Annotated in this window: 20 protein-coding genes and 1 pseudogene; 8 read left to right on the forward strand and 13 right to left on the reverse strand. The window is 52.8% G+C overall.

Annotated elements, in window-relative coordinates:
- Window positions 1–32 precede the first annotated feature (32 nt).
- The gene (locus tag J2Y90_RS24145) at window positions 33–200 is read left to right on the forward strand and encodes a DUF2897 family protein (RefSeq protein WP_016770901.1); all 168 of its coding nucleotides are present in this window, start codon (window positions 33–35) and stop codon (window positions 198–200) included.
- A 137-nt stretch (window positions 201–337) separates the two neighbouring features.
- The gene (locus tag J2Y90_RS24150; RefSeq protein ID WP_253504135.1) at window positions 338–895 is read left to right on the forward strand and encodes a TetR/AcrR family transcriptional regulator; all 558 of its coding nucleotides are present in this window, start codon (window positions 338–340) and stop codon (window positions 893–895) included.
- On the opposite strand, the gene fabF is transcribed toward J2Y90_RS24150, so the two are convergent.
- Window positions 892–2,166, reverse strand: coding sequence for a beta-ketoacyl-ACP synthase II (fabF, locus tag J2Y90_RS24155; RefSeq protein WP_253504138.1), 1,275 nt, complete (start codon window positions 2,164–2,166; stop codon window positions 892–894). The genes J2Y90_RS24150 and fabF overlap by 4 nt on opposite strands.
- Window positions 2,167–2,199: 33 nt before the next feature.
- Window positions 2,200–2,578: pseudogene (locus tag J2Y90_RS24160) on the reverse strand (SDR family NAD(P)-dependent oxidoreductase); the annotation flags it as partial.
- A 290-nt stretch (window positions 2,579–2,868) separates the two neighbouring features.
- Between J2Y90_RS24160 and J2Y90_RS24165 the strand changes: the two are divergent.
- The 6 genes from J2Y90_RS24165 (at window position 2,869) to J2Y90_RS24190 (ending at window position 7,843) form a co-directional block, all read left to right on the forward strand.
- Complete coding sequence (locus tag J2Y90_RS24165; protein ID WP_253504141.1) at window positions 2,869–3,882, forward strand: glycosyltransferase; 1,014 nt, start codon at window positions 2,869–2,871, stop codon at window positions 3,880–3,882.
- Window positions 3,882–5,042, forward strand: a complete 1,161-nt coding sequence (locus J2Y90_RS24170; protein WP_253504144.1) for an NAD(P)/FAD-dependent oxidoreductase — start codon at window positions 3,882–3,884, stop codon at window positions 5,040–5,042. Before J2Y90_RS24165 ends, J2Y90_RS24170 begins: the two co-directional genes overlap by 1 nt.
- Window positions 5,042–5,836, forward strand: coding sequence for a pyridine nucleotide transhydrogenase (locus tag J2Y90_RS24175; RefSeq protein WP_253504147.1), 795 nt, complete (start codon window positions 5,042–5,044; stop codon window positions 5,834–5,836). Before J2Y90_RS24170 ends, J2Y90_RS24175 begins: the two co-directional genes overlap by 1 nt.
- Complete coding sequence (locus tag J2Y90_RS24180; RefSeq protein ID WP_253504150.1) at window positions 5,833–6,669, forward strand: sugar phosphate isomerase/epimerase family protein; 837 nt, start codon at window positions 5,833–5,835, stop codon at window positions 6,667–6,669. Before J2Y90_RS24175 ends, J2Y90_RS24180 begins: the two co-directional genes overlap by 4 nt.
- Before the next feature lie 104 nt (window positions 6,670–6,773).
- The gene (locus J2Y90_RS24185; RefSeq protein WP_253505326.1) at window positions 6,774–7,022 is read left to right on the forward strand and encodes an SMR family transporter; all 249 of its coding nucleotides are present in this window, start codon (window positions 6,774–6,776) and stop codon (window positions 7,020–7,022) included.
- Window positions 7,022–7,843 (forward strand): glycosyltransferase family 2 protein, encoded by an 822-nt coding sequence (locus J2Y90_RS24190; RefSeq protein WP_253504153.1) that lies wholly within the window; start codon window positions 7,022–7,024, stop codon window positions 7,841–7,843. Before J2Y90_RS24185 ends, J2Y90_RS24190 begins: the two co-directional genes overlap by 1 nt.
- A gap of 99 nt (window positions 7,844–7,942) precedes the next feature.
- On the opposite strand, the gene J2Y90_RS24195 is transcribed toward J2Y90_RS24190, so the two are convergent.
- The 11 genes from J2Y90_RS24195 to J2Y90_RS24245 form a co-directional block, all read right to left on the reverse strand.
- Entirely contained in the window at window positions 7,943–9,733 is a 1,791-nt protein-coding gene (locus J2Y90_RS24195; RefSeq protein ID WP_253504156.1) for a hypothetical protein, read from the reverse strand.
- Between the two features lie 240 nt (window positions 9,734–9,973).
- Window positions 9,974–10,306 carry a ComEA family DNA-binding protein gene (locus tag J2Y90_RS24200; RefSeq protein WP_253504159.1) on the reverse strand — a complete coding sequence of 111 codons (333 nt, stop codon included), beginning with the start codon at window positions 10,304–10,306 and terminating at the stop codon, window positions 9,974–9,976.
- Between the two features lie 725 nt (window positions 10,307–11,031).
- Window positions 11,032–12,153: an acyltransferase family protein gene (locus J2Y90_RS24205; protein ID WP_253504162.1), complete on the reverse strand. Its 1,122-nt coding sequence runs from the start codon at window positions 12,151–12,153 to the stop codon at window positions 11,032–11,034.
- 754 nt (window positions 12,154–12,907) lie between these two features.
- Window positions 12,908–14,902: a polysaccharide biosynthesis protein gene (locus J2Y90_RS24210; RefSeq protein ID WP_253505330.1), complete on the reverse strand. Its 1,995-nt coding sequence runs from the start codon at window positions 14,900–14,902 to the stop codon at window positions 12,908–12,910.
- Window positions 14,903–15,183: 281 nt separating this feature from the next.
- On the reverse strand, window positions 15,184–19,194 hold the full coding sequence (locus J2Y90_RS24215) for a glycosyltransferase (RefSeq protein ID WP_253504165.1): 4,011 nt from the start codon (window positions 19,192–19,194) through the stop codon (window positions 15,184–15,186).
- Between the two features lie 3 nt (window positions 19,195–19,197).
- On the reverse strand, window positions 19,198–20,460 hold the full coding sequence (locus J2Y90_RS24220) for an ABC transporter ATP-binding protein (RefSeq protein ID WP_253504169.1): 1,263 nt from the start codon (window positions 20,458–20,460) through the stop codon (window positions 19,198–19,200).
- Complete coding sequence (locus J2Y90_RS24225; RefSeq protein ID WP_253504172.1) at window positions 20,460–21,248, reverse strand: ABC transporter permease; 789 nt, start codon at window positions 21,246–21,248, stop codon at window positions 20,460–20,462. The genes J2Y90_RS24220 and J2Y90_RS24225 overlap by 1 nt, the downstream gene beginning before the upstream one ends.
- 71 nt (window positions 21,249–21,319) lie before the next feature.
- Window positions 21,320–22,417 carry an acyltransferase family protein gene (locus tag J2Y90_RS24230; RefSeq protein ID WP_253504175.1) on the reverse strand — a complete coding sequence of 366 codons (1,098 nt, stop codon included), beginning with the start codon at window positions 22,415–22,417 and terminating at the stop codon, window positions 21,320–21,322.
- Window positions 22,418–22,607: 190 nt separating this feature from the next.
- Entirely contained in the window at window positions 22,608–23,636 is a 1,029-nt protein-coding gene (locus tag J2Y90_RS24235; protein WP_253504179.1) for an MraY family glycosyltransferase, read from the reverse strand.
- Window positions 23,633–24,589, reverse strand: coding sequence for an NAD-dependent epimerase/dehydratase family protein (locus tag J2Y90_RS24240; protein WP_253504182.1), 957 nt, complete (start codon window positions 24,587–24,589; stop codon window positions 23,633–23,635). Before J2Y90_RS24240 ends, J2Y90_RS24235 begins: the two co-directional genes overlap by 4 nt.
- On the reverse strand, window positions 24,586–25,509 hold the full coding sequence (locus J2Y90_RS24245; RefSeq protein WP_253504185.1) for a glycosyltransferase: 924 nt from the start codon (window positions 25,507–25,509) through the stop codon (window positions 24,586–24,588). Before J2Y90_RS24245 ends, J2Y90_RS24240 begins: the two co-directional genes overlap by 4 nt.
- Window positions 25,510–25,545 lie beyond the last annotated feature (36 nt).

The raw sequence follows: 25,545 nt of genomic DNA on the forward strand, positions 1-25,545 counted from the left end.
CGTCCGTCGAGCTGCCATTAAGGAGAGCCGTTATGCCCTGGTATGCCTGGTTGATTCTGGTCGTTGCGATCGGCTCGATTGTTGGCGGATTGATGATGTTGCGCGACACCGCCAACAAGGTCGAACTGACCGATGAAGAACGCAAGCGCGTCGCGCAGCGCAATGCCGAAGCGGATGCCAAGGACGCACAGGACCGCTGACCCGTACCCCGCCGCAATGGCGGGGTTGGTTTTTCCAGCGCAATCGGACTTACCCGCAGGCTTTTTAGATTTTAGAAGTACAGTCACCATTTAATCTTCCGTGGTTAAGATGGCAACATCGTCGCGGAGAGCTCCACATGCGTTACTCGCCAGATCACAAAGCCCAGACTCATCAGCGCATCATCCAGGAAGCCTCGGCGCGGTTTCGCAAGGACGGTATCGGCGCGACCGGCCTACAGCCTTTGATGAAAGCGCTGGGCTTGACCCATGGCGGCTTCTACTCGCATTTCAAATCCAAGGAAGAACTGGTCGAAAAAGCCCTGCAAGCGGCCGGCGAGCAAGTCGGGGGCCTTTGCGAAGAAATCTTCGCGCAGGAAAATCCTTTGCAGGTCTTTATCGACACCTACCTGTCGCAGTGGCATCAGACCTCGCCCGACGAAGGCTGCCCGCTGCTGACCATATCTTCTGAGCTGGGGCTGCGCGGCCAGCCAAGCCCCACCAGTGACGAAGTTCTCAAGGCTCGCCTCGAACAGATACAAGGCACGCTCGCCGGCGACAACAATGCTGACCGCAGCATTGTCATCATGGCAACCCTTGCCGGTGCACTGTTGCTGTCACGCAGCGTCGCGGATGCCGACTTCGCTCAGCGCATCCTCGACGTCACCCGCGAGCATCTCAAGCAATCGAACGATTAACCTTGCCAGCGCTTGAACAGCACGCTCGCATTGACCCCGCCAAAACCGAAGCCGTTGGACAAGGCATATTCGATCTCAATTGGCCGCGCTTCGCCATGGACGATGTCCACCCCTTCGCTCGCTGGATCCGGGTTTTCGAAGTTGAGGGTCGGCGGCACCACCTGATCACGGATCGCCAGCAACGTGAAAATCGCCTCAAGCCCACCCGCCGCGCCGAGCAAATGACCGGTAGCAGATTTGGTCGAGGTCACGGCGATTTTGTTTTGCGTACCGAACACAGCCTTGATCGCCGCCAACTCGCCCAAGTCACCGACCGGTGTCGAGGTCGCATGCGCATTGAGATGCTGCACCTGATCCGGCGCCACGCCACCCTGAGCCAATGCGAGCTGCATCGCCCGCCGCGCGCCGCTGCCGTCTTCCGGCCCGGCGGTCAGGTGATAGGCGTCGGCCGTGGTGCCGTAGCCAACCAGTTCGGCCAACGGTTTCGCCCCACGCGCCAGCGCATGCTCCAGCGATTCGATAACCAACAGACCAGCGCCTTCGCCCATCACAAAACCATCGCGCCCGCTGTCGAAAGGACGTGAGGCTTTCTCAGGGGTGTCGTTGTAACCGCTGGACAACGCCCGCGCGGCAGCGAAACCGGCCAGACTGACGCGATCGATCGACGCTTCCGCCCCGCCACACACGGCGATGTCCGCTTCTCCCGCCCTGATCAATCGCGCCGCATCGCCGATCGCCTGAACCCCGGCGGCACATGCGGTAACCGGAGCACCTAACGGACCTTTCAGGCCATGCTGGATCGACACATGACCTGCCGCGAGATTGACCAGAAACGATGGAATGGTGAACGGCGACAAACGCCGAGGGCCACGGCTGTCGGTGGTGCGAACGGCATCGGCAATCGCACCGAAACCGCCGACACCCGAGCCGATGATTGTTGCGGTCCGCTCCTGTTGTTCAGCGTCCGCTGGATGCCAGCCGGCCTGCTCCAATGCCTGCCGTGCTGCTTCCATGGCGAACATGATGAAGCGGTCCATCTTCTTTTGTTCCTTGGGTGGCGTCGCGCGATCCGGGTCGAACCCAGCCTCGGCGTCCTCCTCGACCGTCGGCACACTGCCGCCCACCCGGGTCGGCAGATCGGCCACCACAGCGTCCGGCAGATTACGCAATCCGGAACGCCCGGCGAGCAGACGCTGCCAGACGATTTCAACATCACTGCCCAAGGGTGAAACCAGGCCCATGCCCGTGACTACAATTCGACGCTGGCTCATCGTGCTTATCCTTCTGGTAATTACAAAGAGGCATTACTTGTAGCATTCGGCAGCAAAACTGTGCGACAGACTCGGTGCCATCACATGACCGCCGACAACGAAAGCGTGCCACTAGGCCCGCATCCGGAAACGATGGAATGGTGACTAGTCCACCCTGATCCAGCGCTGCCAGCGCGGCACCTACCATTTCCCAGCCTTCATAACCATTTCGGCCAACATCCCAATTGCGTCGATCCCGGAGCCGCTCCCAGATTTCAGTCCCGGTTCTATCCGGCACGACAGCTTGCAGCCGGATAACCGTGCCTTCCAGTTCGGCATTGAGCGATTGGATCAGGCTCAATGTATAGCCTTGCCGCGCTTATACCGCTGCGTTGAGACGCTAGGAAAACAACGCTATGACGGAAGCAATATGATGATCCCGGTCAATGCGTAGGCGGCCGAGACAAAATGATGATAGCCAATTAGCGGCGCAATATTACATCCATAATTTTATCGCCGGGCACAGCGCCGTCAGGAAATCCACCCAGCGAGCCTTTTCGACGCACAGATTGCGGCCGGTATAAGCGATTAAAGCCGTGCTATAAGCGCCAATGACAGGCTTGAACAAAGGCCGCACGCGGCGCAATCGATGTAGCATAATATCGATTTCCCATCGATGAGCATTCGTGACGGTGCTCTAGGTATGTAAAAGTGGATTCTGAAATGGAATTTTTCCCCTGTTTCCTGTCGGTTGTTTTTGTGGTGCGTAATCAAGCGGAAACAATCGAGAACATCCTTATCGAGGCGCAGGCGATCATTAGCCCGATCGTTAGTGATTACGAGCTGATCATCGTCGACAATGCATCGGATGACGAAAGTATCCTCACTATGAAGCGTCTTACGACGGAGCATGGTCTGGCCAATTTGCAAGTATATGCACTGACCAAAGAAGTCGATGCCGACACCGCCTCTTGGGTAGGCATGGAAAACGCGCTGGGTGATTTTGTCGCCGTCATCGACCCTCTCGCGGACGACGTCCATTTCCTGCCTAAAATGCTCGATCAGGCAGTCAGAGGCGCCGATGTTGTATTCGCCAACAATGATCAGAAACCTGCCCAGGGCCTCTATTATCGCTCCGCATTTACGATGTTCCACTGGGTTTATAACCGAATCAATGGGGTACATCTGGCGAATGAGGCGCCCTCGTATCGAATTCTCAGCAAAAACGTGATCAATTTCATTCTCCAACATCCCCAGCCTGCAATGACTTACCGTCATCTGCCGGCCACCGGTGGCTTTGCACGCTCGTTTCTCAACTACAGCTCAACACCAAAACCGGCGCCGCGAAAACGACTCGGCGATAGTATTGACCGAGGTGTACGCCTGCTCGTTTCAACCACCCGTGCGCCCATGCGACTGGTGACATCGCTCTCACTATTTGGAGCCGTCGCAAATCTGATGTACTGCGTGTATATCGTCGCAATCGCCATATTGAAGACAGACGTGGCACCCGGCTGGATAAGCGTATCGCTGCAGCAGTCCGGAATGTTTTTTCTGATCTCCCTCGTCTTGCTTGTTCTGGGTGAATATATCCTGAACATGGCGAGTCTTTCGAACGAAGGTCCTCTCTACCATGTCGGGCAGGAGTTCACGAGTGCGCGTATGACCCGGCGTGAAAAACTCAACATCGAAGATGTGTCTTTAAAGGCCCCCTCCCCGACTGACAGAGTGTCTTAATGCGACCGGTTAAAGCAACGGATCAGGACGCTGTAATTATTGGCGGGGGCTTCTATGGAGCAGCTATCGCAATCTACCTGGCGAAGCAGCGGGGTCTGAAGCGAATCCTCTTGGTGGAACGGGAATCGGCACTCATGCAGCGCGCGTCTTTTAATAATCAGGCACGCGTTCACAACGGATTTCACTACCCACGAAGTTTCACAACCGCCTATCGCAGTCGTATCAATTTGCCAAGGTTCGTCCAGGACTGGCCGGAAGCCGTAAAGACCGACTTCACCAAACTGTATGCCATTGCACGACGCAACTCGAAATGCACGGCCAGACAGTTTGAGCGATTCTGTCGAGACATCGGCGCTGTGATCAAACCTGCAGAGGCCAGCGTACGCGCCCTCTTCGAACCGCGATTGATCGAAGAGGTTTATCTGGTTGAAGAGTATGCGTTCGACTCGACGAAGCTCGCTTCGTGGGCCGGCAGAGAGCTTAAAGACAACGGTGTCGAGATTCGCTACAACGCACGGGCGACGGCCATCTCCAACGCCCCTTCTGGCGATATTAGCGTCGTTGTCAAAGACGACAATCGCGAGCCGCATGAAGTCCTTTGCCGTTATGTATTCAATTGTACTTACAGCGGCCTGAATCAGCTGGGAGGAGATTTTCCCGGAGTGACTGCTGATCTGAAGCAAGAAATCACGGAGATGGCACTGATGCAGATGCCCGGCGCGCTCAGCGATATCGGGGTAACGGTGATGGATGGTCCATTCTTTTCGTTGATGCCATTTCCAGCGCGCAGCCTGCATACCTTGTCCCATGTGAGATACACCCCGCACATGCATTGGACTGATCAGCAGGGAATGGACCCCTATCTCAAGCTAAACGATTACCCGCGAGACACGCGGGTAGATCGAATGATAAGAGACGTAGGGCGCTATATCCCGAAAGTACTGGAGTCTAAATATATAGAGTCGCTATTTGAGATCAAGACTGTGCTTGTGAAAAATGAAGGCGATGATGGTCGCCCTATACTCTTTGAACGTCATAATGATATTCCAGGCTGCTATTCAGTCCTCGGCGGAAAAATCGACAATATTTACGATGTGCTGGAAAAGCTCGATACGCAGGAGTTTCTAATGCCCCCCCCTCAGCACAAGCAGGAGCAATGATGTCAAACGCGCTTATAGGCTATTCAGGTTATGTTGGCGGGACGCTGCTTAAACAGGCAAAATTCGACTCGCTATTCCGCTCAACCAATATCGCGGATATTGAAAACCAAACCTTCGGCACCGTGGTCTGCGCTGGTGCTCCCGCTCAGAAGTGGATAGCTAACCGCGAACCCGAAGCTGATCGCCTGAAAATCAACAACCTGATTGTTCATCTTAAAACGGTCAGATGTCATACTTTTATCCTGATAAGCACGGTTGACGTTTTTAAGAACCCTGTAGACGTCGATGAGAACACCGCAGTTGACGAAGAGGGCCTGCACGCCTATGGACTCAACCGCCGCGTGCTCGAAAAGTTCGTCGAAGAGCACTTTGAGAATCACGTAATCGTTCGACTGCCAGGCTTAGTAGGGCCAGGGCTACGGAAAAATGTTGTCTACGATTTCCTCAACGACAACAACCTCGAAGCTATTGATAGCCGAGGTATCTTCCAGTTCTACCCAATGGTCAATCTTTGGTACGACATCCAAATGGCATTGATGGCTGGGCTTAAGCTCGTCCACCTTACAGCTGAACCCACCAGCGTATCCGATATTTCCTCTGGTGGATTCGGACGCGAGTTTCATAATACGACGAATAATCCGGTCGGCTCGTACAACATGCGTACGATACATGCCGAGATTTTTGGGGCAGCCGGAGATTATCAGTACAATACTCGCGAAACGATTCAAGCCGTCAGGGCATATGCCCAGTCAGAACCGACTAAAACACTAAACCACTTGGCGAAAACGCAATGAGACTGGCCCTCTCTAATATCTCATGGGATATATCGGAAGACGCCGCTATCGCAAAGCTACTCCAACGCTATGCTATAAACGCGATAGATATTGCGCCGGGAAAATACTTTCCCGACCCGGTTCGGAGCAAACCGCAAGAGATTGCTGACACTCGAAATTGGTGGCGCGATCAGGGGATTGAGATAACCGGAATGCAGTCGCTTTTGTTCGGTACGATCGGACTCAATGTCTTTGGCTCGACCCAAAGCCAAGCGGCACTGCTACAGCATCTGTCAGGTGTCTCACGTATCGCGCAACAACTGGGCTCGCGGCGATTGGTTTTCGGGTCACCGAAGAACCGTGACCGTACCGGCCTGAGCGATGAACAGACACTTGACATGGCCGTAACATTTTTTCAGAAGCTGGGGAACATCGCATTTGCAAATGATGTGATCTACTGCCTGGAGCCTAATCCTGTCTGTTACGGCGCGAATTTTATGACGACGAGCCCCGAAACGGCCGAAGTGGTCAGACGAGTAAATCATCCGGCTATCAAAATGCAGTTCGATACCGGGTCACTGGCTATCAACGGGGAAGACCCGCAATTGATTCTCGATGAATTTGCGAGCTTGATAGGTCACGTACACGCCAGCGAGCCGAATCTGGTACCTCTGGGCGATGGCAGTACTGAACACTCGAAAATGAGCATTGCATTAGAGCAACATCTGCCTGGCCATGTTGTTTCAATTGAGATGGTGGCCACTAGGAATGAACCCCACCTCCGGTCAATTGAGCGGGCGCTTCAAGTTGCCATAAAACATTATCGCAACGGTGACCAGGGCGCGACAGTATGAAGTGGGCAATCTTAATACTGGGGATTCTGTCTAACGCCTCCGCCAGCGTCCTAATCAAAATCGCGATGACCGCGCCTCGGCAATTCCCATCTCTCGGTGACCCCATGAGAGCGCTGAGCAATTGGCCCTTCTGGCTTGGCCTGGGCCTGTATGGCTCGGCGTTCCTTCTATATGCAGCAGCGCTGGCAAAGCTCCCGCTCAACGTCGCGCACCCCGTGCTCACCGCAGGCGCTGTAGCGGCGGTGGCACTCTCTTCAATATTTATATTTCGCGAACCCTTTCACTGGACTACCGGGGTTGGGATTTTGTTAGTGATTGCTGGCGTTGCACTGATTACAGCGCGCGTCGCCTGATGGAAAACGAGATGATGCCCTCGATTATTGATCCTGCTCTGCGCAACACCTGGCAGGTACCCTCCTTCGAAACGCCGCTATGGCTCGGTAAACAACATCGCTGGTGCGTGATTATTCCTCTCATCAATGAAGGAGAACGCATCAAGAGCCTGCTCAGCAGGATGGCCACGCATAAAATTGACAACGTGGCCGATATCATCATTGTCGATGGTGGCAGCACCGATGGCTCAATGGAGCTGCAATCGCTCCAACAATTACAGGTTCGTGGATTGCTGGTAAAAACCGGACTAGGAAAGCTGAGTGCACAACTAAGGTGTGCTTACGCATTTGCATTGGATCATGGCTATGAAGGAATCGTAACCATAGACGGCAACGACAAAGATGATCCGGCTGCGATTCCAGACTTTATCGACGCACTGAAGCAGGGTGTGGACTTCGTTCAAGCATCTCGCTTCGTATCGGGAGGCGTCGCTGAAAACACTCCAAAATCCAGAGATTTTGCGATTCGATTTATTCATGCTCCGTTGCTGAGCTTAAGCTCCGGTCATTCATGGACGGACACAACCCAAGGGTTCCGAGCCTACAGCAGTCGGATGCTACTTGATCCCAACGTTGCCATTTTCCGCAACATATTCAGCACCTATGAGTTGTTGGCATACCTGTCCTATCGAGCTCCAAAACTCGGCTACAAATGCGCGGAACTGCCTACGGTGCGACGCTATCCGAAGGGCGAGGTGCCGACCAAGATCAGTGCTTTCAAGGGCAATCTTTCAGTTTTGGAAACCTTGCTCAAAGCCTGCATGGGTAAATTCAATCCTTAAACTGGCACTGGTTACGACCGCTGCGGATGCAGCTCTAATATTAAAATCATAAAAAAGGTGGCTGTTCGTCTGAACAGCCACCTTTTTTCAGATTAAAACTTATTTTTCAAGCAGCGAAGCAGTGCAGTAGCGAGCGTTTTTGTAAATACGATGCACTTTATAGACCCGCCCCCCAGCCACATCGAACAGCCGTGCATTACGCTTCCAAAATCCATCAGGCGCACCATCAACATACACGTAGTCAAATTTGCACAAGACCCTTCTGAACCGCTTATAATTACGAGCATAATTATTTTTGTTATTGTTCACAAAAGAAGTGCTTGGATAAGGCAAATATCTCAACGTCAGTGTTTTGAGGCGGAACATAAAATATCCAAAACTGGAATCCTTTCCATCCACATAAAGGATGCGCTCGCCACCTTTTGTGTGCTTGATCAATTGATCTGCCTTGAGTTGATACTCCGCATTAAGAGGAACTGGTGGCCGCTTCTCCTGTACAAAGAATGTACTCAATGATGGCGCTGTTACGTATGCCAAGCCAACCATCAATGCTGCGATCAGCGCACAACGCCATATAGCCAAACCATCTCTAGCAACGAAATACTGCAAGAAAAATACCGCAAACAGTACAGCGATAAAATATCTGGAAAATGAATAAAGATCGTTAAACCATCGGGAAGCTACCGCAACATAAGCGAGAAATAACATATAGGAAACAGCGGAAAACAACAGAAATACAAAAGCAATCAAAACTTGCCTGCCATCAGTCGCCTTGTTGAAATTCAGGAGAAACCCAGCAACGACGACAATGCAAGTAAACTCCCACAAAGGAATTCCCGGAGTCAAAAATTCTACCGGATGCGCGGGCGTTAAAAATGCTGCGTGAGGATAAAAATTCCTAAGGACGTGGTGAAGCCCGATAGAAAAATTTTCTACCAGCCCTGCACCTTTAAACATGATCGAGATACCTGCAAACCTTATGCTCAAATCATAAAGATAGACATAAATCTCCCAACTCACAAAAGTAAGCACTACCGAAGCCAACAGCAATGTTGCTCGTGAAAAAATCGTTTTTACCTGACGCTTGTCAGCCAGCAGTCGTACGCAAACGTAGTAGAGCCATACAAAGCCGCCTAGGATTATCCCGACATGCTTGAGCAACACGAGGGCTACAGCCGCAAGCACCACGATTCGGAAACTATCATCATCGTCGTTCTGCGCAAAACGCAGCGCAAGTAACAATAGCAAGGATTGCAGCGGATCAATCAACAAAGTAAGCGGCAGTGTTTGAAAGAAGCCCAAGTAAGCAAAAAATAACGCAACAATAGTCAACGCCCACTTCATGTGCGAGCTAGAGTAAGAAACGCTATATATAGCACTCAACGCGAATAGCCACGTTATGAAGTAGGAGGAACTTGGGCCGCTGCGCATCAGGACTTCGCTAAAATACCTGACCAACGATATCCCCGGAATATAATTTGGGAAAACCAGCGATTCACTGCTGACTGGAAGATTTTTGTTAATTACTAGATATTCTGCTTCGGCCCCCCAATGTGAGAACTCATCCCACACCCAGTATTCTGAGCCCCAAGATAAAGACCAGGCAAGTGCGAAAAGAATTGCGAGCTCGGCAGCTTGACGGAATATTACAAATCGATCCTCGGACTGAAAAACCATTCCCTTTGTTGCCAGTGCACCTCCAACCAAAGCGCCCAAAAGCACAACATAAAGGCCAATGCTCAGCAACTGGAAAAAACCGAAGACGTACAGGGCAACCATGACCAAAATTAACGATATCGGGTATTCAGCACGATATCTAGAAGTCACCAGCCTTGAAGAAAGAGCAACAAGGCCAAGAATCGAAAAATACATTAGCAATACATTTAACACCGGTATCTCCAAGATTTTCCAGACAAACACCCATTCATGTAGGCTCGCTTATCGGCTTAGTGGGGGACTTATTAATACTAACTTAATATTTGCTAAAAATCAGGCATTTTTCGGCTTGCAGTCAGCGGGAAGAACCATCCATACATAAAAACCCAGACCTTTGCGATCTGGGTTAATGGCGGTACTAATGTTTTCACCCCGAAACCTGGGCCCTTCACGACTCCCAGGTACTGGGACGCTTCAGTTCAGATCTAGCTTGTCTCGATTCCTCTCAAGTATGGCTTTGCCAATACCCTTCACCTCAAGAAGCTCATCCACTGAAGAAAATAAGCCGTTAGTTTCCCGATAAGCAACAATAGCCTCCGCCTTTGCCTTGCCAATTCCAGCCAGCTCCCGCTGCAACGTTGCAGCGTCGGCATGGTTGAGATCAATCTGGCCGGGGCGAGACTCTTGAGTGGTCAACGATCTCTGATCGCCAGTTTCGCCCGCAGGAGGGGCAGGTGTGGCGGTCGCAGCGATCGAAGCACTGGCCATCAAAGCAAAAATCAAAGAATAGAAATAACTTGTACGCATAAATTGAAGCTCCATGACATCGTGTGATTAAGCAGCTTTTCCCAAGCTGCCCCTGAAAACTAGACCATGTTGCCAGAGTGTCAAAAGTGCATCCGTTACTGTTTGTGTAACAATCTGAGCTCGCTGCACCTCTACTGGCAGATAAGATCGACAGCCTCGTCGTCCGCAGGATAACCACTCACTGTCGGTCTAAGTATCTGCCTCGGATGCGCGCAATCCTCATCTGCTAGGGCCACAGGTTGATTTAGTGATAGCACAGCGGAATTACCGAACCGCTTTTTTGGCGCGGTGCACGGGTCGAGGATTGCAGGCGAGCAGCATTCTCTGCACCAAAAAGGTCGATCAGTTGCTGAATACGTAGTGCGTGCAGGCCCTAAGCTCGGAGAATAAAGTCATAAAACGCGGCATCAAGCTCGATGAGTTACGCCAGAGGTAAAGCCGTCCAGAATCCAGTGAATTGCTGGACGGTCAGAGCGATCGCCTCGTCGGTGGCGTCAGGCGATGTTTTGAATCACTCTTCCGTCGAGACGTTTGATCCTACGATCAGAAGCCGTTGCGGTCTGAATACAAGATCTTCAATTTGTTGCGGGACTGTTGAGAACAACGAAAAGCCTATGCATGAAATAGTCGACATAATGCTAACTTTTACAGACAAAACGAACCTAAATGCGCATGCGCACGCTACTTATGAATGGTCAGTTGGTCAGCCTCCAAGATCGGATAGATCATCGGGTATGTGAATCTAATCTTAAGCTCGACGCAGAGTAGGAAGCCTTGTACTTTTGTTTTACGAAATTTATAATTGGGGCTTCAACGAATTTATAAACAACTATCGAAATCAGTGCCAGCATAAAAAAGTACACAGCAAATCTTATATTTGGAGACGTAAACATATCGCTAGGTACAATTGACTCAAAGCCCAGGTGTACCGGGGTCTGGAAAATGTACAGCGCATAGCTTGCTTCGCCAAGCAATACTAATGCTGGCGAGCCTATTACCCTGCGCAAGGTGTTGTCGGCTAAACCGCAAAAATAAACAGCGGGTAGAAATAGTAACGAATAGAAACTGCTGGTATAGGGTACATGGTATCCAAACAAGTCATTGATTACCTTTCCGTAGATCCTCACTTCATTGATCAACAATAAAGTAGCAATCAGTAGAGATATTGCAACGAAGTCAGATATCTGATTGCGCAGAAACCCGTTTTTGTATGCGATGCCGCCCGCAAATCCCAGTAAAAAGCTGCAGAAGTGGGAGAGCGGAAAGTAGAAAACCAGATCGTGAGACGCTGACGGGTAGCCCGTGTAGAACGGAGGGGATGCCATGACCATTAGTACGGCTTGGCTGATCGCCCACACCGCCACCGCAAAGCCGATCCACAGTTTTGCCGAAGACTTTTCGCCTTTGTTGCTAAGCAATATCAGTGCTGGTGCGACCAGATAGAAAAAAATCTCGACCGATATAGACCATGCAGGACTATTTCCTATCAGTGCATAGCTGGGAACCCACGCCTGAAGCATCGTAAGCGCTAGTACTGCATCATACATGTCTGTTGGCGCAGGGGAGTACGCGACGAAAATCAGTAGTGAGACGAAGTAGGCAGGGAAGATCCGCGAAATACGATTGAGATAAAATCGTCCAAATTCTATTTTTTTCTTATAATGCGATATCGAAATAACGAAGCCAGAGAGCACGAAGAAAAATGTAACCATCAAGGGGCCAATCTTCAACGTGAAAGGAAGCGCACTGTAGAAGACAGTAGTTGCACCATAATGAAACACTACAACCAAGCTCGCTGCGACAAACCTGAGAAAAGTCAGGGCGTCCAATTTATTTGTGTTTTTCATCAGTGACCCACTAGTCCATTTCAGCTCCCTTTTACGCGTTATTCGATGCTGGCATTTTGATGCGCAAGGGAGGCGCGATATTAAACCACCGCGTGATTCGATGCAAAGAAAGCGCGCTTTCAGCTGAACAGCTCCAGTGTTTACGCCAAGCATGGATCCCGCGCGTTGAGTGCTGAACGTGTCGGTGGAGCTAAAAAAATCGATAGACAGATGATTTCCCTGAGGTGCACGAGGTCAGGCGAATTTTACTTAGGCGAGCACGCTCGCGAGTCGACTCTGAATGTACTTAATGCTTTTCTTTGAACTGCCTCGACTACACTGTGGATTTCGTATGCGTTTTATCACCAGCGGATGACTGTTTAATAAATTATAAGTAAATTTGCTTTTTAGGCACGGGTGCCCATTCTGATTACTCCCACTTTCTTCAATGAGCATCACCTTTAGATGCTGGATACGTTTATGGATTGAATGAGGGCATTGTTTCCCGGACTGCCACGACGGCGCAAAGCATCTGCTGCAGGACTCCACAGACCTCGCTTTGGTTTGAACTGGTCTGTGGTGACATTTATCGTGCTAGGTATTGAAAGATGATACTTCGCGCCGGTTCATCTGATGCTGTTAATTGGCGCTCCTCTCGTGGCCATATCTTCGTTTATCCCATTTGGGATGTACCGCTGGCGTCCTCTAACCAAGTGCGTTGCACATCCTGAAGCTGGCGGGGTGCATCGAGTGCTCGCCTCTTGGAAAACACACGTCAGGGCTCCATTCGACGCTGTTGGTAGATCCAATCAACGATCTCGCCGTCAGGGTTGTAGCCACTCACCGTTTCGCGCAAAAGCTGACGCACACGGGAGTAATCATCCTTTTCGACTGCAGCGAGCAGTTCGTGCAATCGCCCCTTCAGCACATCCCACGACAAATGATCTTCATTGGCCCTCATGATCATCGGATGCGGAGTGGCCGCAACATTGTCGCCGATCAAGAGCTCTTCGTAGAGTTTCTCCCCTGGGCGCAACCCGGTAAATTCAATGGAAATATCACCCTGTGGATTGCGTTCGGAACGAATACTAAGCCCTGATAGATGGATCATTTTCTCGGCCAGCTCGACGATTTTTACCGGCTCGCCCATATCCAGCACGAACACATCGCCACCCTGCCCCATGGAACCGGCCTGAATAACCAGTTGGGCCGCTTCAGGAATGGTCATGAAATACCGAGTGATTTTCGGGTGAGTGACTGTGAGCGGTCCACCTGCCTTGATCTGGCTATGAAACAACGGAATGACCGAGCCGGAGGAACCAAGGACATTGCCAAAGCGCACCATGGTGAAGCGCGTTTTGTTAACCCGAGAGACGTTTGCCTTGTCGCCAAACAAAACCGGCGCCACCTCCCGACTCAGGGCCTGCAGCGTCAACTCGGCGAGTCGCTTGGTGCTGCCCATGACATTGGTGGGGCGCACCGCCTTATCGGTCGAGATCAATACGAAATTCGAGACCCCTGCCTGCAAAGCGGCCTGAGCAGTGTTCAACGTTCCGATGACGTTATTCAACACACCCTCGGCGATGTTGTGCTCGACCATCGGCACATGTTTGTACGCCGCTGCGTGATACACCGTGTCGACCTTCCAGGTTTTCATCACATCCAGCAGCTTGTCCTGATGACGGATCGAACCCAGGATAGGCAACAGGCGAATCGATACCGACTCCCGGCTTCCGCGCTGTTCCAGTTCTGACAGAATGCTGTAAAGGTTGAACTCACTGTGTTCAAACAAGATCAGCGTGGTCGGTGACATGGTGAAAATCTGCCGGCAAAGTTCCGATCCAATTGAGCCTCCGGCGCCTGTCACCATCACGGTCTTGCCTTTGATGCAACGTTCAAGCAAGTCGGCTTGGGCCGGGACCGAATCGCGCCCGAGAAGATCGGCGATATCTACCTCCTGAATGTCCTCCACTCTGACCCGTCCGCTGGCTAGATCGGTGAAGTTCGGCACACTGCGCACGTGAAGCGGGAACCCTTCCAGAAGATTGAGAATCTCCCGGCGCCGGGCACGGGTCGAAGAAGGCAATGCCAAGAGAATTTCCTGCGCGCCAGTCACATCGATCATTTGCTGAATGTGTTTAGGTTTATAAACCTGGAGGCCGGATATCGAGCGATCCGAAATCCCCGGATCATCATCAATGAAGGCAACCGGCCGCATCACCCGACCCATGCGCAACGCTGCTACCAGCTGATTGCCCGCCACACCCGCTCCGTAGATTGCGACCTTGGTCAAACCATCATCGCGACTGGTGAACGGGACATGTTGCGCGGCGGTAAACCAGTCTCCCATGAAGTACTGACGCATGCACAAACGCAGACCACCGATAATGACGAGGCTCAACCACCAGTAGTTGAATATGATCGACCGTGGCACAACGACTTGATGATTGCTGTACCAGTAAACGACGAGCGCCAGAACCAGAGAGGACAGGCTGACAGCCTTGATGATCGCCACGAGAGCATCGTTGCCGAAATAACGCATGACTGCGCGGTACATGCCGAAACGGACAAACAGGGGGATGGCAACACAAGGAGCGCAGATAAACAGCCACAGGTGGACTTTGAAAGGGTTGACCATCTCGTCCACGCCGAGTCGCACCACGAATGCCATCCACAACGCGGCCCAAACGAGGAAGATGTCGGTGACAACTTGCAACATTCTCTTTTGCCGGCGCGGCAGCCCCAACAAAAACAGCCTTATTCTGTCCATATTGATGTCTAGCACCTCCGAGACCTCCCTTCACCAGGCAATGAGATCTGGACGAATCCACTTCCGCCCCCTCACGCACTTTAACCCTAATCAGCCAGGCTTTTGCTTGAATCCGCCAATAATTCCGATGTTCCGACGAACCGGTCATCTTTTAAGACCTTACTACGATCGAAAACTCGCTATCAGCGGCTAGCGCGTAAGGTCCGCTTGATCATCAGATCCTTGAAAAAGAGCCATACCCAAATGGCTCTTTCTTGGTGACGATCATCTTTTGATCTATTTCAGTTTGACAGACTGTAACTTTCGCAAGACTTTGCCGCTCTGTCCTTGGCCATGTTGTAAGCCTCGTGCAACAACTTGTGCCGCTCCAGACGTACGTTCGGATCGGCTGGTGTGCGGAACAGGGAGGTGGTTTTGGCCACATACGTAAACGTGTTGCCGTATCCGTATCTGAGCCAAAGATTCCAGTCTTCCAAATTGCTCATGTCCGTCTCGAAACCACCCCGCTGCAGATACAGCGATCGTTGAAAAAGCAGCGATTGGATCGGGATGAAATTGTGATCCAGCAAAATGTCATAGTCATACTCGTGCTTGTAGTACGACGGCGTTTCATGACTGACCTCAATGTAACGACCATCAGCGGCAACGTTTGTCCCGACCTCCATAGCAAGCGAGTACGCGGCTACCGATTCGCGGTTCTTGGCCAGCGCTGCGACCAGTACTTCGACGTGATCAGAAAACAACAGATCATCGTCATCGAGGAACATGCAATAGGTACCCCGAGCCATCTCGAGGCCATAGTTACCGGTGACCGAACGACCCACTTTGTCCATCCCGTAGAAACGGATCGGGCGACCATCCGGAGACTGAAATTCGGCAACAAGATCCTTCATGGTCTCGCCGCCATCCTCCACGATCACCAGTTCCACGTTCGGATATGTCTGGTTGAGCACCGACATGATTGCCTGACGCAGGAACTCGTTGCGGTTGCGGTAGGTCCTGGTAACGATCGTTACCAGGGGAGCTTCGGCCAGTGGTTCACCTATCGTCCAGAACGCGCCGTCACGGATCATCTCGTAGTCAAAACCACGGAACGGGTAACTGGCCTCTTTGCTGCTGCCCTTGCCAGACAAAAAGTGGGGGGCCTTGCGCAGTACCTTGCCGATGTTGCCGATCAGATCACGGCGCGCTCCGGCATACACTTCGGGCCGGAACAACAGAGCCGCTTGAAGAACCAACGCACCGAACCTGTCACTCAAATCGCCATAACGCAGGCGCAGGTAGGCGTTCGCCAGCGTACTGCCGGTGAACTGGATCGGTTTCACATGGTTTTCGTGTTCATAAGTGTAGTGATACACCACTGCGCCTGGGCAGTATTTCAACTGATAGCCGTAGGAACGGAATCGGTAAGACAACTCGACATCTTCGCCGTACATGAATATTTCATGTTCGTACCCGCCCACTTTGGCGTACGCAGAGCGCCGAATCAGGATGCAGGCATGGGAAGACCAGTTGGTCTCGTGGGTGACAGGATCGTAATATTTCGGATGCTCGTACGGCGCTTGGCGTAATTCCCATGAGGCGACGGCACCCGGAGTGTCCGCCTGCGCCGTTGCCACGACTCGGGAGATCGAGTCAGGTGCGAAGACAATATCGATATTGCTGATGAGCACAAATTCCGCATGCCCGGTTTTGATCGCCCTGTCATGCCCCAGCCCAAAGCCGACGTTCCCTCCCTGGATGATTTCAAAACCCGCAAGCTCGGTGCCCAGCTGAGTTTTCCAACGCTGCAGATCACCTACTGTAGAGTCTTTGGATCCATTATCGACGAAACACAGATTGAGCTTGTGCAGCGGATATTGTTGCGCTTTTACAGACGCGAAAAACCCATCGACCCATTTGCTGCTGTTGTAAGTCACGACCGAGATATCGACCACGGGTTGTACGTCGAACAGCGGAGTACCGGGCGCATAACCAAAGCGTCGATCGGCAATCGTCTGTATGGCCTTCAGGTTGTGCTGTGAATTGATGGCGCGCATCATTTTCGCTTGCGCTGCGCTCACAATTCGGCCCAAGCGCATGCGCACGCCGATCAGAAACGGTAGTTTCTGGTAGATCGGCCGCAGGACGGCGCGAGGATTGACGAAGAGGCTACGAGAATGCCAGTAGACGCGTAGTAACAGGCTGCGGAACCTCCAGTAGCCACGCAGCAACAGACTGCGGAACTTCCAGTAGCCACGCAGCAACAGGCTGCGGAACCTCCAGTAGCCACGCAGCAACAGGCTGCGGAACCTCCAGTAGCCCCACAACAGCAATCTCCGAAAGCCACGGATCGGTCGAGTCAAACGCCAGGATTTAGAGGCATAGACGTGATGAAGATTGTGCTCGAGCGCCTCTACCTCTGATTTGCGGGATTCGAGCTGGAGATTCAGTTGCTCTTGCTCCAAAAGGAGCTGGCTCTGGATCTGCACCAGGTCATCGTTATCTTGCCGGTATCGGTCCTGCGCTGAGTTGAAATTGTCTTGCATGTCTGAGAGTTGGTCCTTCGTCAAAAGCAGTTCTTCCCTGACATTCGTCAGCTCGCCCCTTGCGGCCAGAAAGCTGTCATTGATGGTCGCAAGCTCACCTTGCGCTTCCTGAATCTTTTCTTCGAGCCAGCGGATATAGGATTGCTGGCGGTAGCTTTCCAGATCCGGATCAAACTCGCCTCGCTCCGACTCAAGGGGCATGGTGCGTGCCAGTCGAGTGAGGTGTGCCGAAGGCTCGTTGAATTGCGCCTCGCTCAGAAAGTAACGCGACTGGGCAAAATCCAGAACCTGTGCGCGCAACTCTGCCGAGCATGGCGACACCGCACCGTGGGTTTGCCAAAGCGACAGAAGATCCTGCGGGCGTTCAACGTCAATGGTCAGCCCGGTGCCACTATAGGGCGCTTTGCCCAAGGCATATACCGTTTTGCCTGCCAATGCGGCTTCAAAACCTGCCGAGGAGTTGATCGTGAACACCACGTCCGCGCCGGCAATCAGGTCGGTGATACTGTCTTCCTTGTTGGCGACCTGAACGTGCCCAGGCAGATCCGGCACCTCATCCAGCGGATGAGGTTTGACGACTACCGTGAACGGCGCGCCGTCAACCGCAGCGAGCACATGCCTGACATACTCGGCCATGCTTGCGAACGGAGATCCCATGATTATGTTGGAATCATCCTGTACCTGAAGCAGGATCAGCACCGTGGGAACCCGGTCGGCGCCCTGGAAGCGATAGAGGTCTTCCATCTGCGCAAGCTTCGTCAGAGCTGCATCCTTCGGCAGATCCGCAGCTTGCAGCTGATATTCAGCGAACTCGGCGCTGAAGCCACTGCGCACGTTGACTCCCCGGGTATCCGAGTAATAGGCCATCGGGTTGGGTGCGCGCAACATACCCAACTCGTTGAAAATCAGTGGGACATTCCTGGCTTGGCAGGCCGTCTCCAAACTGCCATCGTAGTTCCAGCAGAACACCAGGTCGGGCTCCACCTGCTCGATCAACGATGCAACAAACCGGTCATGAAATGCCAACGGTTGTTTGTTGAGCAAGCACTTCCAGTCCGCTAACCAGTCAGGATGACTGGATTGCGCGTAATCTGCACCGTAAGCAGCGGGACTGATCCAGCTGTGCCTGAATTCGGGATACTCGTCTCTAAGTTCGTCGGAACCGACAAACACGCACTCCCAACCCTCGTCGGCAAACTTGTTCGCCAGCGGCAGATAGACATCTACAATGCTGCTGAACAGTGTTGGCCGCTCGCGCAGTATCAGCGGCAAAGTGTAAAACACCACACGCTTATACTTGCGCGATGCCACTTTAACCGCTGGATCGCCCGCCGCGATGCTTTCAGCAGGCACATTGAATTTCACCACCGAGTTCGCCGCAATCACCGCGCCGCGGCCGATATCCGACCCGGCCAGAACCGACGCGTTGGCGCCGATCCAGACATCGTCTCCAATGTTCACGTTGGCGAGACGCAACCCCTGATCCTTGATCGGCGCCCGCAGGTCATAACGGTGAGACGATGAAGTGATGGATACGTTGGGGGCAATCAGCACATCTTTGCCTATGCTGACCTTGCCGCTGCCATTGATCCAGGTTCCATAGTTGACGACCGTACCGGAAGCGATGCGCAGATAACCGCCCGCACCACACTCGATGACGACGTGGTCGCGCAATTGAACATCATCCTCAATGATGCACTCGGCGGTTTCATCAACATGAAATCGTACTGTTTCTGCAACAGTCGCATTACCGATCTTAAGCATGATTCAAACAACCTTCACAACGTTGACTGTTGACGGACAATAAGCGACTCCCACGATCTGTCGTCCACCCGATACGCTGATTTTGCGCATCGGCCAACGTTGATCCAGTTCAACGCGCTCGCCGTCCAGACTGGCCATTCCGATAAACAGGAAGTACTCACCCGGCGCGACATTCAGCGGGAAGGAAAAACTGATTTTGTAGGCGCACGCATCGAGGTCAAACTTGCATCCGGCCAATAACGTATTGTCCCCCGCGACGTCGACACCTTTCGCGTCTCGCAGTGAGTAGCCCATCACCACTTCCTTGATCTGCGTGCTGGACTGGACGAAGCAATGCATGGTGACGTCTTCGGTGGGCTCGAAGTGACTGGTCAACGTGCCATCTGCGCTGTAAAAATCCACGGCGTTGATTTTCGCGGCGTGAGAACCGAATCGAACTTCCGAAATATCGCCAAGTTCCTTTTCATACGACATGTCGACGTGCAGTTCTTCTGCGACAGTGGTTGCCGCAGCGGCACTGCTGTTACGAACTTTCTTTTCGTAGTTTTTGGTCGCCGTCAATACATCGGTGCTGTAGTCGATGATCTGGCCGTTCTGCATCACGATTACCGCTTGGCAAAAGCGGATGACCGATTGGGTATCGTGAGAGACGAACAGAATCGTGGTTCCGCGCTCTTGCATATGCTTCATCTTGAGCATGCATTTGAGCTGAAAACCGGCATCACCGACGCTCAATGCTTCGTCCACGATCAACACATCCGGCTCGACGTTGATCGCCACAGAAAATGCGAGTCGCGCAAACATCCCGCTGCTGTACATGCGCACGGGCTGGTTGACGAAATCACCGATGTCCGCAAATTCCAGTATCGCCGCAATACGTGTTTGCATTTCGGCATGGGAGTAGCCCATCAGCGATCCCTGGAAATAGATATTTTCCACGCCGGTGTAATCGGGGTTGAAGCCAGCGCCCAATTCCAACAGTGAGGCGACCCGGCCGACAACCGTGACCTCACCGCTGGACGGGGTGAGGACGCCCGTGAGAATTTTCAACAGGGTACTTTTGCCCGCACCATTTTTTCCCAGGATCCCTACCGTCTGGCCTTTTTCAACGGAGAAGGAAACATCGGTCAGTGCGTGAAAATCATGGTGGCGGTGCTTGCCGAATGGCGAAAGAGCCTCGACCAACCTGTCAACCGGCTTATTGTAAAGCCGATACACCTTACTGACATTACGGACGCTGATTGCGCTCTCATTCACTGCATTCATTACAAAACATCCGCAAAGTGAGGTCTCAATTTTTTGAACGTGCGCCAGCCAACCAGCGCCAGAACGATCAATACCCCCCAGAAAAACAGGGTTTGGGTAGGCCGCTCCCAGAACCAGACCTCGCGAATCAGCGAATCTCTGAAACCTTCGACTATGTATGCGAAAGGATTCAAGCGCAGGTAGGAAGCCGCGCGCCCCTGAATCGCATCAATATCCCAGAATACAGGCGTCAGCCAGAAACCGAATTGAGTGGCCATGGCCACCAATTGACCCAGATCTGGGAAGAAGATCACCACCGAACTGGTGATCCAGGCGATCGCCAGTAACAGCATGAACAGGCACGCGATGTAATAACCGACCTGCAGCCAGTAAAGGTTGGGTTCGTAGCCATAAATAACGAACAACAGCAACAGGATGAACACGAAGAACACGTGAACGAGTACAGCCGAAGTAAGTTTCACAAGTGGCAACAGAGAAACCTTGAAAACAATCTTCTTCACCAGAAAGCTGTTTTCCTTGACTGCGGTGCAACCGGCGTTCAACGCCTCCACGGTGAAAAACCAGGGAACCAGCCCGCACACCAGCCAAAGGACGAAGGGAAAGTCCCCGTGAGGCGCTGCTTTGAAGCCGAACTGAAACACGAACCACAAAATCAATGTGGTTGCGCAAGGCTGAATAAAGACCCATAAAAAACCAAGGTAGTTGGTCAAATACCGGGCTCGTAGATCATTGGAAACCAGGCTCAACAGAATCCTGCGATCCGCCAGCATGCCTCTGAGCCAACTCATCGCGTAGCTCCCCGTTTCGCAACCATAATCACCACCGCTTCAACACTACCGCACGACATCATGAATTTCATTTAACGATCCGGGCTCATCGACTTAAGACTTTCACCGGTTTCTGGCACGAATACCGGTTTGACGTTATCAATACCAACCATAGCCTTGGACTTATCCTTGGGTTTGAACTTCAACAAACGTTTTTCTACCAGATGCCACGAGGCGTATCCGAGCACTAAGGTAATGACAATGGTGACGAACAAGTATAAAGGGTAGGAAATATTCGGAAATTTGAGCAGGACAAACTGCTGAACCGGGAATGCGTAAATATATACGCCGTATGAGCAGTCACCCACACGATTGACCCAGCTGCCCAGTCGACTGCTGGACAGACCATAAGCCAGAACAACGTATGGCAAGGTCAACCATAAAAGAATTTTGGACACCGGGGCGTACGGCGCCAATAAAATGGTCGCCATGATCAGCATACAAACACCTGAGAGGCTGAACCAACGTTCGAGCCGCCACTTCGCGTAGCAGGCGCCAATCATGAAGTAGATACCGGTGAGGAAAACATTGCGCACATCAGTGCCGTAAAACACCACCGACGGGGCATCGCGCCAGCACCAGAAAATCACTGTCAGTGCGAACAGTGCCGTTACCGCAATATAGGCCCAGCGCGAGCTGCGCAGAACAAGTCCCAGCGCCATGACCACCAGATACATGAAGAATTCGACCGGCAAACTCCACAGCGAACCGTTGACAGCGTTAGGCACTCTTGCATGCTCAAGTACACCGGGCAAATAGAACACCGGGCTCAAGATGATATTTCTCAGATACGCCCAGAATTCCGGGTGGTTGAAATATTCGCCGACTGTCAACGTGGTGAATAGCGGCCCGAGAATGAACATACTTATCAGGACAACTACTATCAGTGCCGGGAAAATCCGTAAGGAACGCTTGATCAGAAAGTTGGTGGCCGAGGGGGTGAAGTCCCAGCTCTTCACGATCAAATAACCGCTAATAATGAAAAAAATCTCTATACCGAGGCCACCATAAGAGGCGAGTCCAAGGAAGCCGGGAGGGGGATTGCCATAGAACGCAAACGAGTGGGCATAAAGAACCATCAACGCAGCGATCAGCCGAAGCAGGTTTAAATTATTATCCTTATGCTGCATTTAGTACTGCTCCAACACTGATTGAACTGATCAACATCAAATTGACTGGATTGTCACGAAAGGCACTGGACAGAGATTCGTAAGTCGACCATGAGGATACCCGACGCCTGCGCTCCCAACGCCTCCCCGCGCGGGGGTCGCGAATCATAGCATTATCCGATACAGGCTCCCACGCCCGGCTGGCCTGGCCTCAAGAGATTGGCGGCATTTCCCGGGTGCCGGCCTGAAATCTGATAGCCAACCAGAACAGCGGGATATAAGCGGCGATCAGCCCGGCCACTCCTGGCACAAGGCCCAACGCGACCACGACCGCCCATGGCATCAACCAGCAAAGGTTCAATCCGGTTACCGCCAGGGTGACTGCCTTGTGGCTTTTAAAATGTCGCGCCGCGTATTGATAGGCATGACTGCGATGGGCCTGATAGACCTTTTCACCGTTGAGCAGTCGCCTGCACAGCGTCAAGGTTGCATCAACCACGAATGCGCCAAGAAGAATGACCCAGCTCCACAACAGCTCTGGTGAATGGGTTGCCGCATCCAGCGACATAATCCCGAGGGCAATGCCCAGAAAACCGCTGCCGGCATCTCCCATGAAGATTCGTGCGGGTGGAAAGTTCCAGCACAAAAAACCACCAACCGCCGCACTCATCGCCAGCACGCCCCAGATTGGCTCGACTGCGCCGATCAACGCGTAAACCAGTGCAATGCCCAAGCAGGCGCACAGCGCCTCGGCACTCGCCAGCCCGTCAATACCATCCATGAAATTATAGAGATTGAGCATCCAAACCAGATAAACCGCCGCAAGTGCATGACCCATCCAACCCAGATCAACGGTGCGGTTCAACACCGAAATCGGAGCCAGCCCACCCAACCAGAATAGAGCCCAAATTGCCGCAAGAAAATGTCCGAGCAACCGCCATCTTGCAGCGATGTGTCCATGATCGTCGGCAAAGCCGATCAGTGCCACCAGCAACCCACTGCCTGAAAGTGCGACCAGCGCAGCATGATCCATCAACCCCAGCCAGCCGAAAATAGGCAGGGCCAAAAGGAAGCTGATGACAATCGCCACTCCCCCGCCCCGAGGGGTCGGTACCGAGTGCGAACTGCGCTCATTGGGAATATCCATCAGGCTTTTGGTCAACGCGTAACGTCGCACTCCCCAAGTCAATGCCCAAGACAGCAGGAAAATGGCAAGAAGCAACAAACCACCAATAATCATTTATGCCTATCCAGAAAATGGTTTGCAGTACGACGCATGGCAATGTCCACATCAATCGGCGGCACCCAGCCCAGCATCTCGCGGTTTTTGCTGATATCCACCTGCAACGATTCACAGACTCGCTGAGCCACAGCGCGCTTGCCCACGGCAGCTGCACAGATCAGCAGCAGCAACGCAGGGACAGGCAGCAAGCGCGCCTTTTTCCCTAGGGCCGAAGCCAATCGACGCAGCAGGCCAGGTGTCGAAAAATCACTGCCGTCGCTGATCAGAAAAGTTTGCCCCGCTGCGGCCGGATGGTCGAGACAGGTCTCGATAAACGAGACCAGGTTGCCAAGCGCGACCATGCTGCGCTGATTGCGAATGCCGCCTAAAGGCAGAACCATCCCCTTGTCGAGCCACTTGAGCAGACTGAGAAAATTGGCCTTTACGCCGGGGCCATAAACCAGTGGCGGGCGAATGATCACAATCTCCATGCCGGTTTCACTACCAAGCAACCGCAACGCGTGCTCCGCTTCGAGCTTGGAAATCCCATAAGGATCCTGCGGTGCCGGTCTATCCTGCGCCGTGAAAGGACGCCCGGGAGGCGAGCTCTCACCATTGACCTTGATTGAGCTGATGAAAACGAATCGCTTGACCCCGGCCTGAGCAGCCGAGCGGGCCAATTGCAGGGTGCCATCGACGTTTATGCGACGAAATTCGGCCAATGCATCGTCCGCAGTCTCTTGCATGACATGTACCCTGGCAGCCGCATGTACGACGATGTGTATACCGACCAACTGCGCGGGCGAGGTTGCTCCCAGTTCAAATCGCACAATAGGACACAACCCGAGTAGACGCGTACCGCCACGCACAGCCGCCACCGGCGTAAACTTTCGCCCCAGCAGCAAGTGCATGACCAGCGCCTCACCGACGAATCCGCTTGCCCCGGTCACCCAGACTCTTGGCGCACTCATTGGGCGGATTTCCCGGCAAGGGCCGTCGCCCAGCAGATGAGGAAAAACAACACACGATCCCTGACCCGGCGACGGCAGCGCCAGGACGAAAACGAGAGCCTGATCAATTGCCAGCGACGCAGTGCCAGCCACGAACCGACAAAGGGATCGCTAGACTGCCCCGTAAGACGTGCGATTAACGCAACCTGAGTAAACCACCAGCCATCATGAATGGTTTTATAGCGGGCGATCATCGTACCAAGGCCGGTGTTCGCTCCGACCTGATTACTTTCGTGTTGTCGATAGTCCATCGAAGGATGGGGATCGATATACCAACGAAAGCCGTGGCTGCGAGCAAAGGCGTAACAATACCAATCGTGCAGGCTGACTTCCTGCAGCCCACTCCATTGCGCCAACATCGACTGCTTCATCGCCTGCACCAGCGGTGCACTCAGCACATACGTACAACCGGGGCCGGCGGCTTCGAAAAGAAAATCCCACCGAGTCTGCGGTTGCGCCTTGTTCAACAACTGAGTCCTGCCATCTTCCCAGAACGCGGTCACATTGCTGGAGCACGCATCCACGCTACGCTCGCGCATCGAGGAGATTGCCCGCTGAAGTTTGTCCACATGCCAGACATCATCCTGATCGGCAAAGGAGACGTAGTCGTACTCTTGCAAATCGACGTCGCGGATCAGCCGGAAAAAATTGCGCGATGCCCCACCGAAGCGAATACCCGTCGGCAACAGGAACACGTGCGCATGGCGGGCGGCAAAATTTTCGCACCACCCCTCCGTACCATCGTCAGAGGCATCAACACTGATGTGAACGGTGATCTGCACCGCCGATTGAGCGAGGATCGAAGCCAATTGCTCTTCGATCCATTGCATTCCGTTGTAGGCAGCCAGCAAAACTGCAACCCGGGGAGTTGTTACTGGCATTCCATTCCTGCTTGCACGGTTCTGACAAAGTGAGCG

This window comes from Pseudomonas koreensis (genome assembly GCF_024169245.1).
In the GTDB taxonomy this organism is placed as follows: domain Bacteria; phylum Pseudomonadota; class Gammaproteobacteria; order Pseudomonadales; family Pseudomonadaceae; genus Aquipseudomonas; species Aquipseudomonas koreensis_F.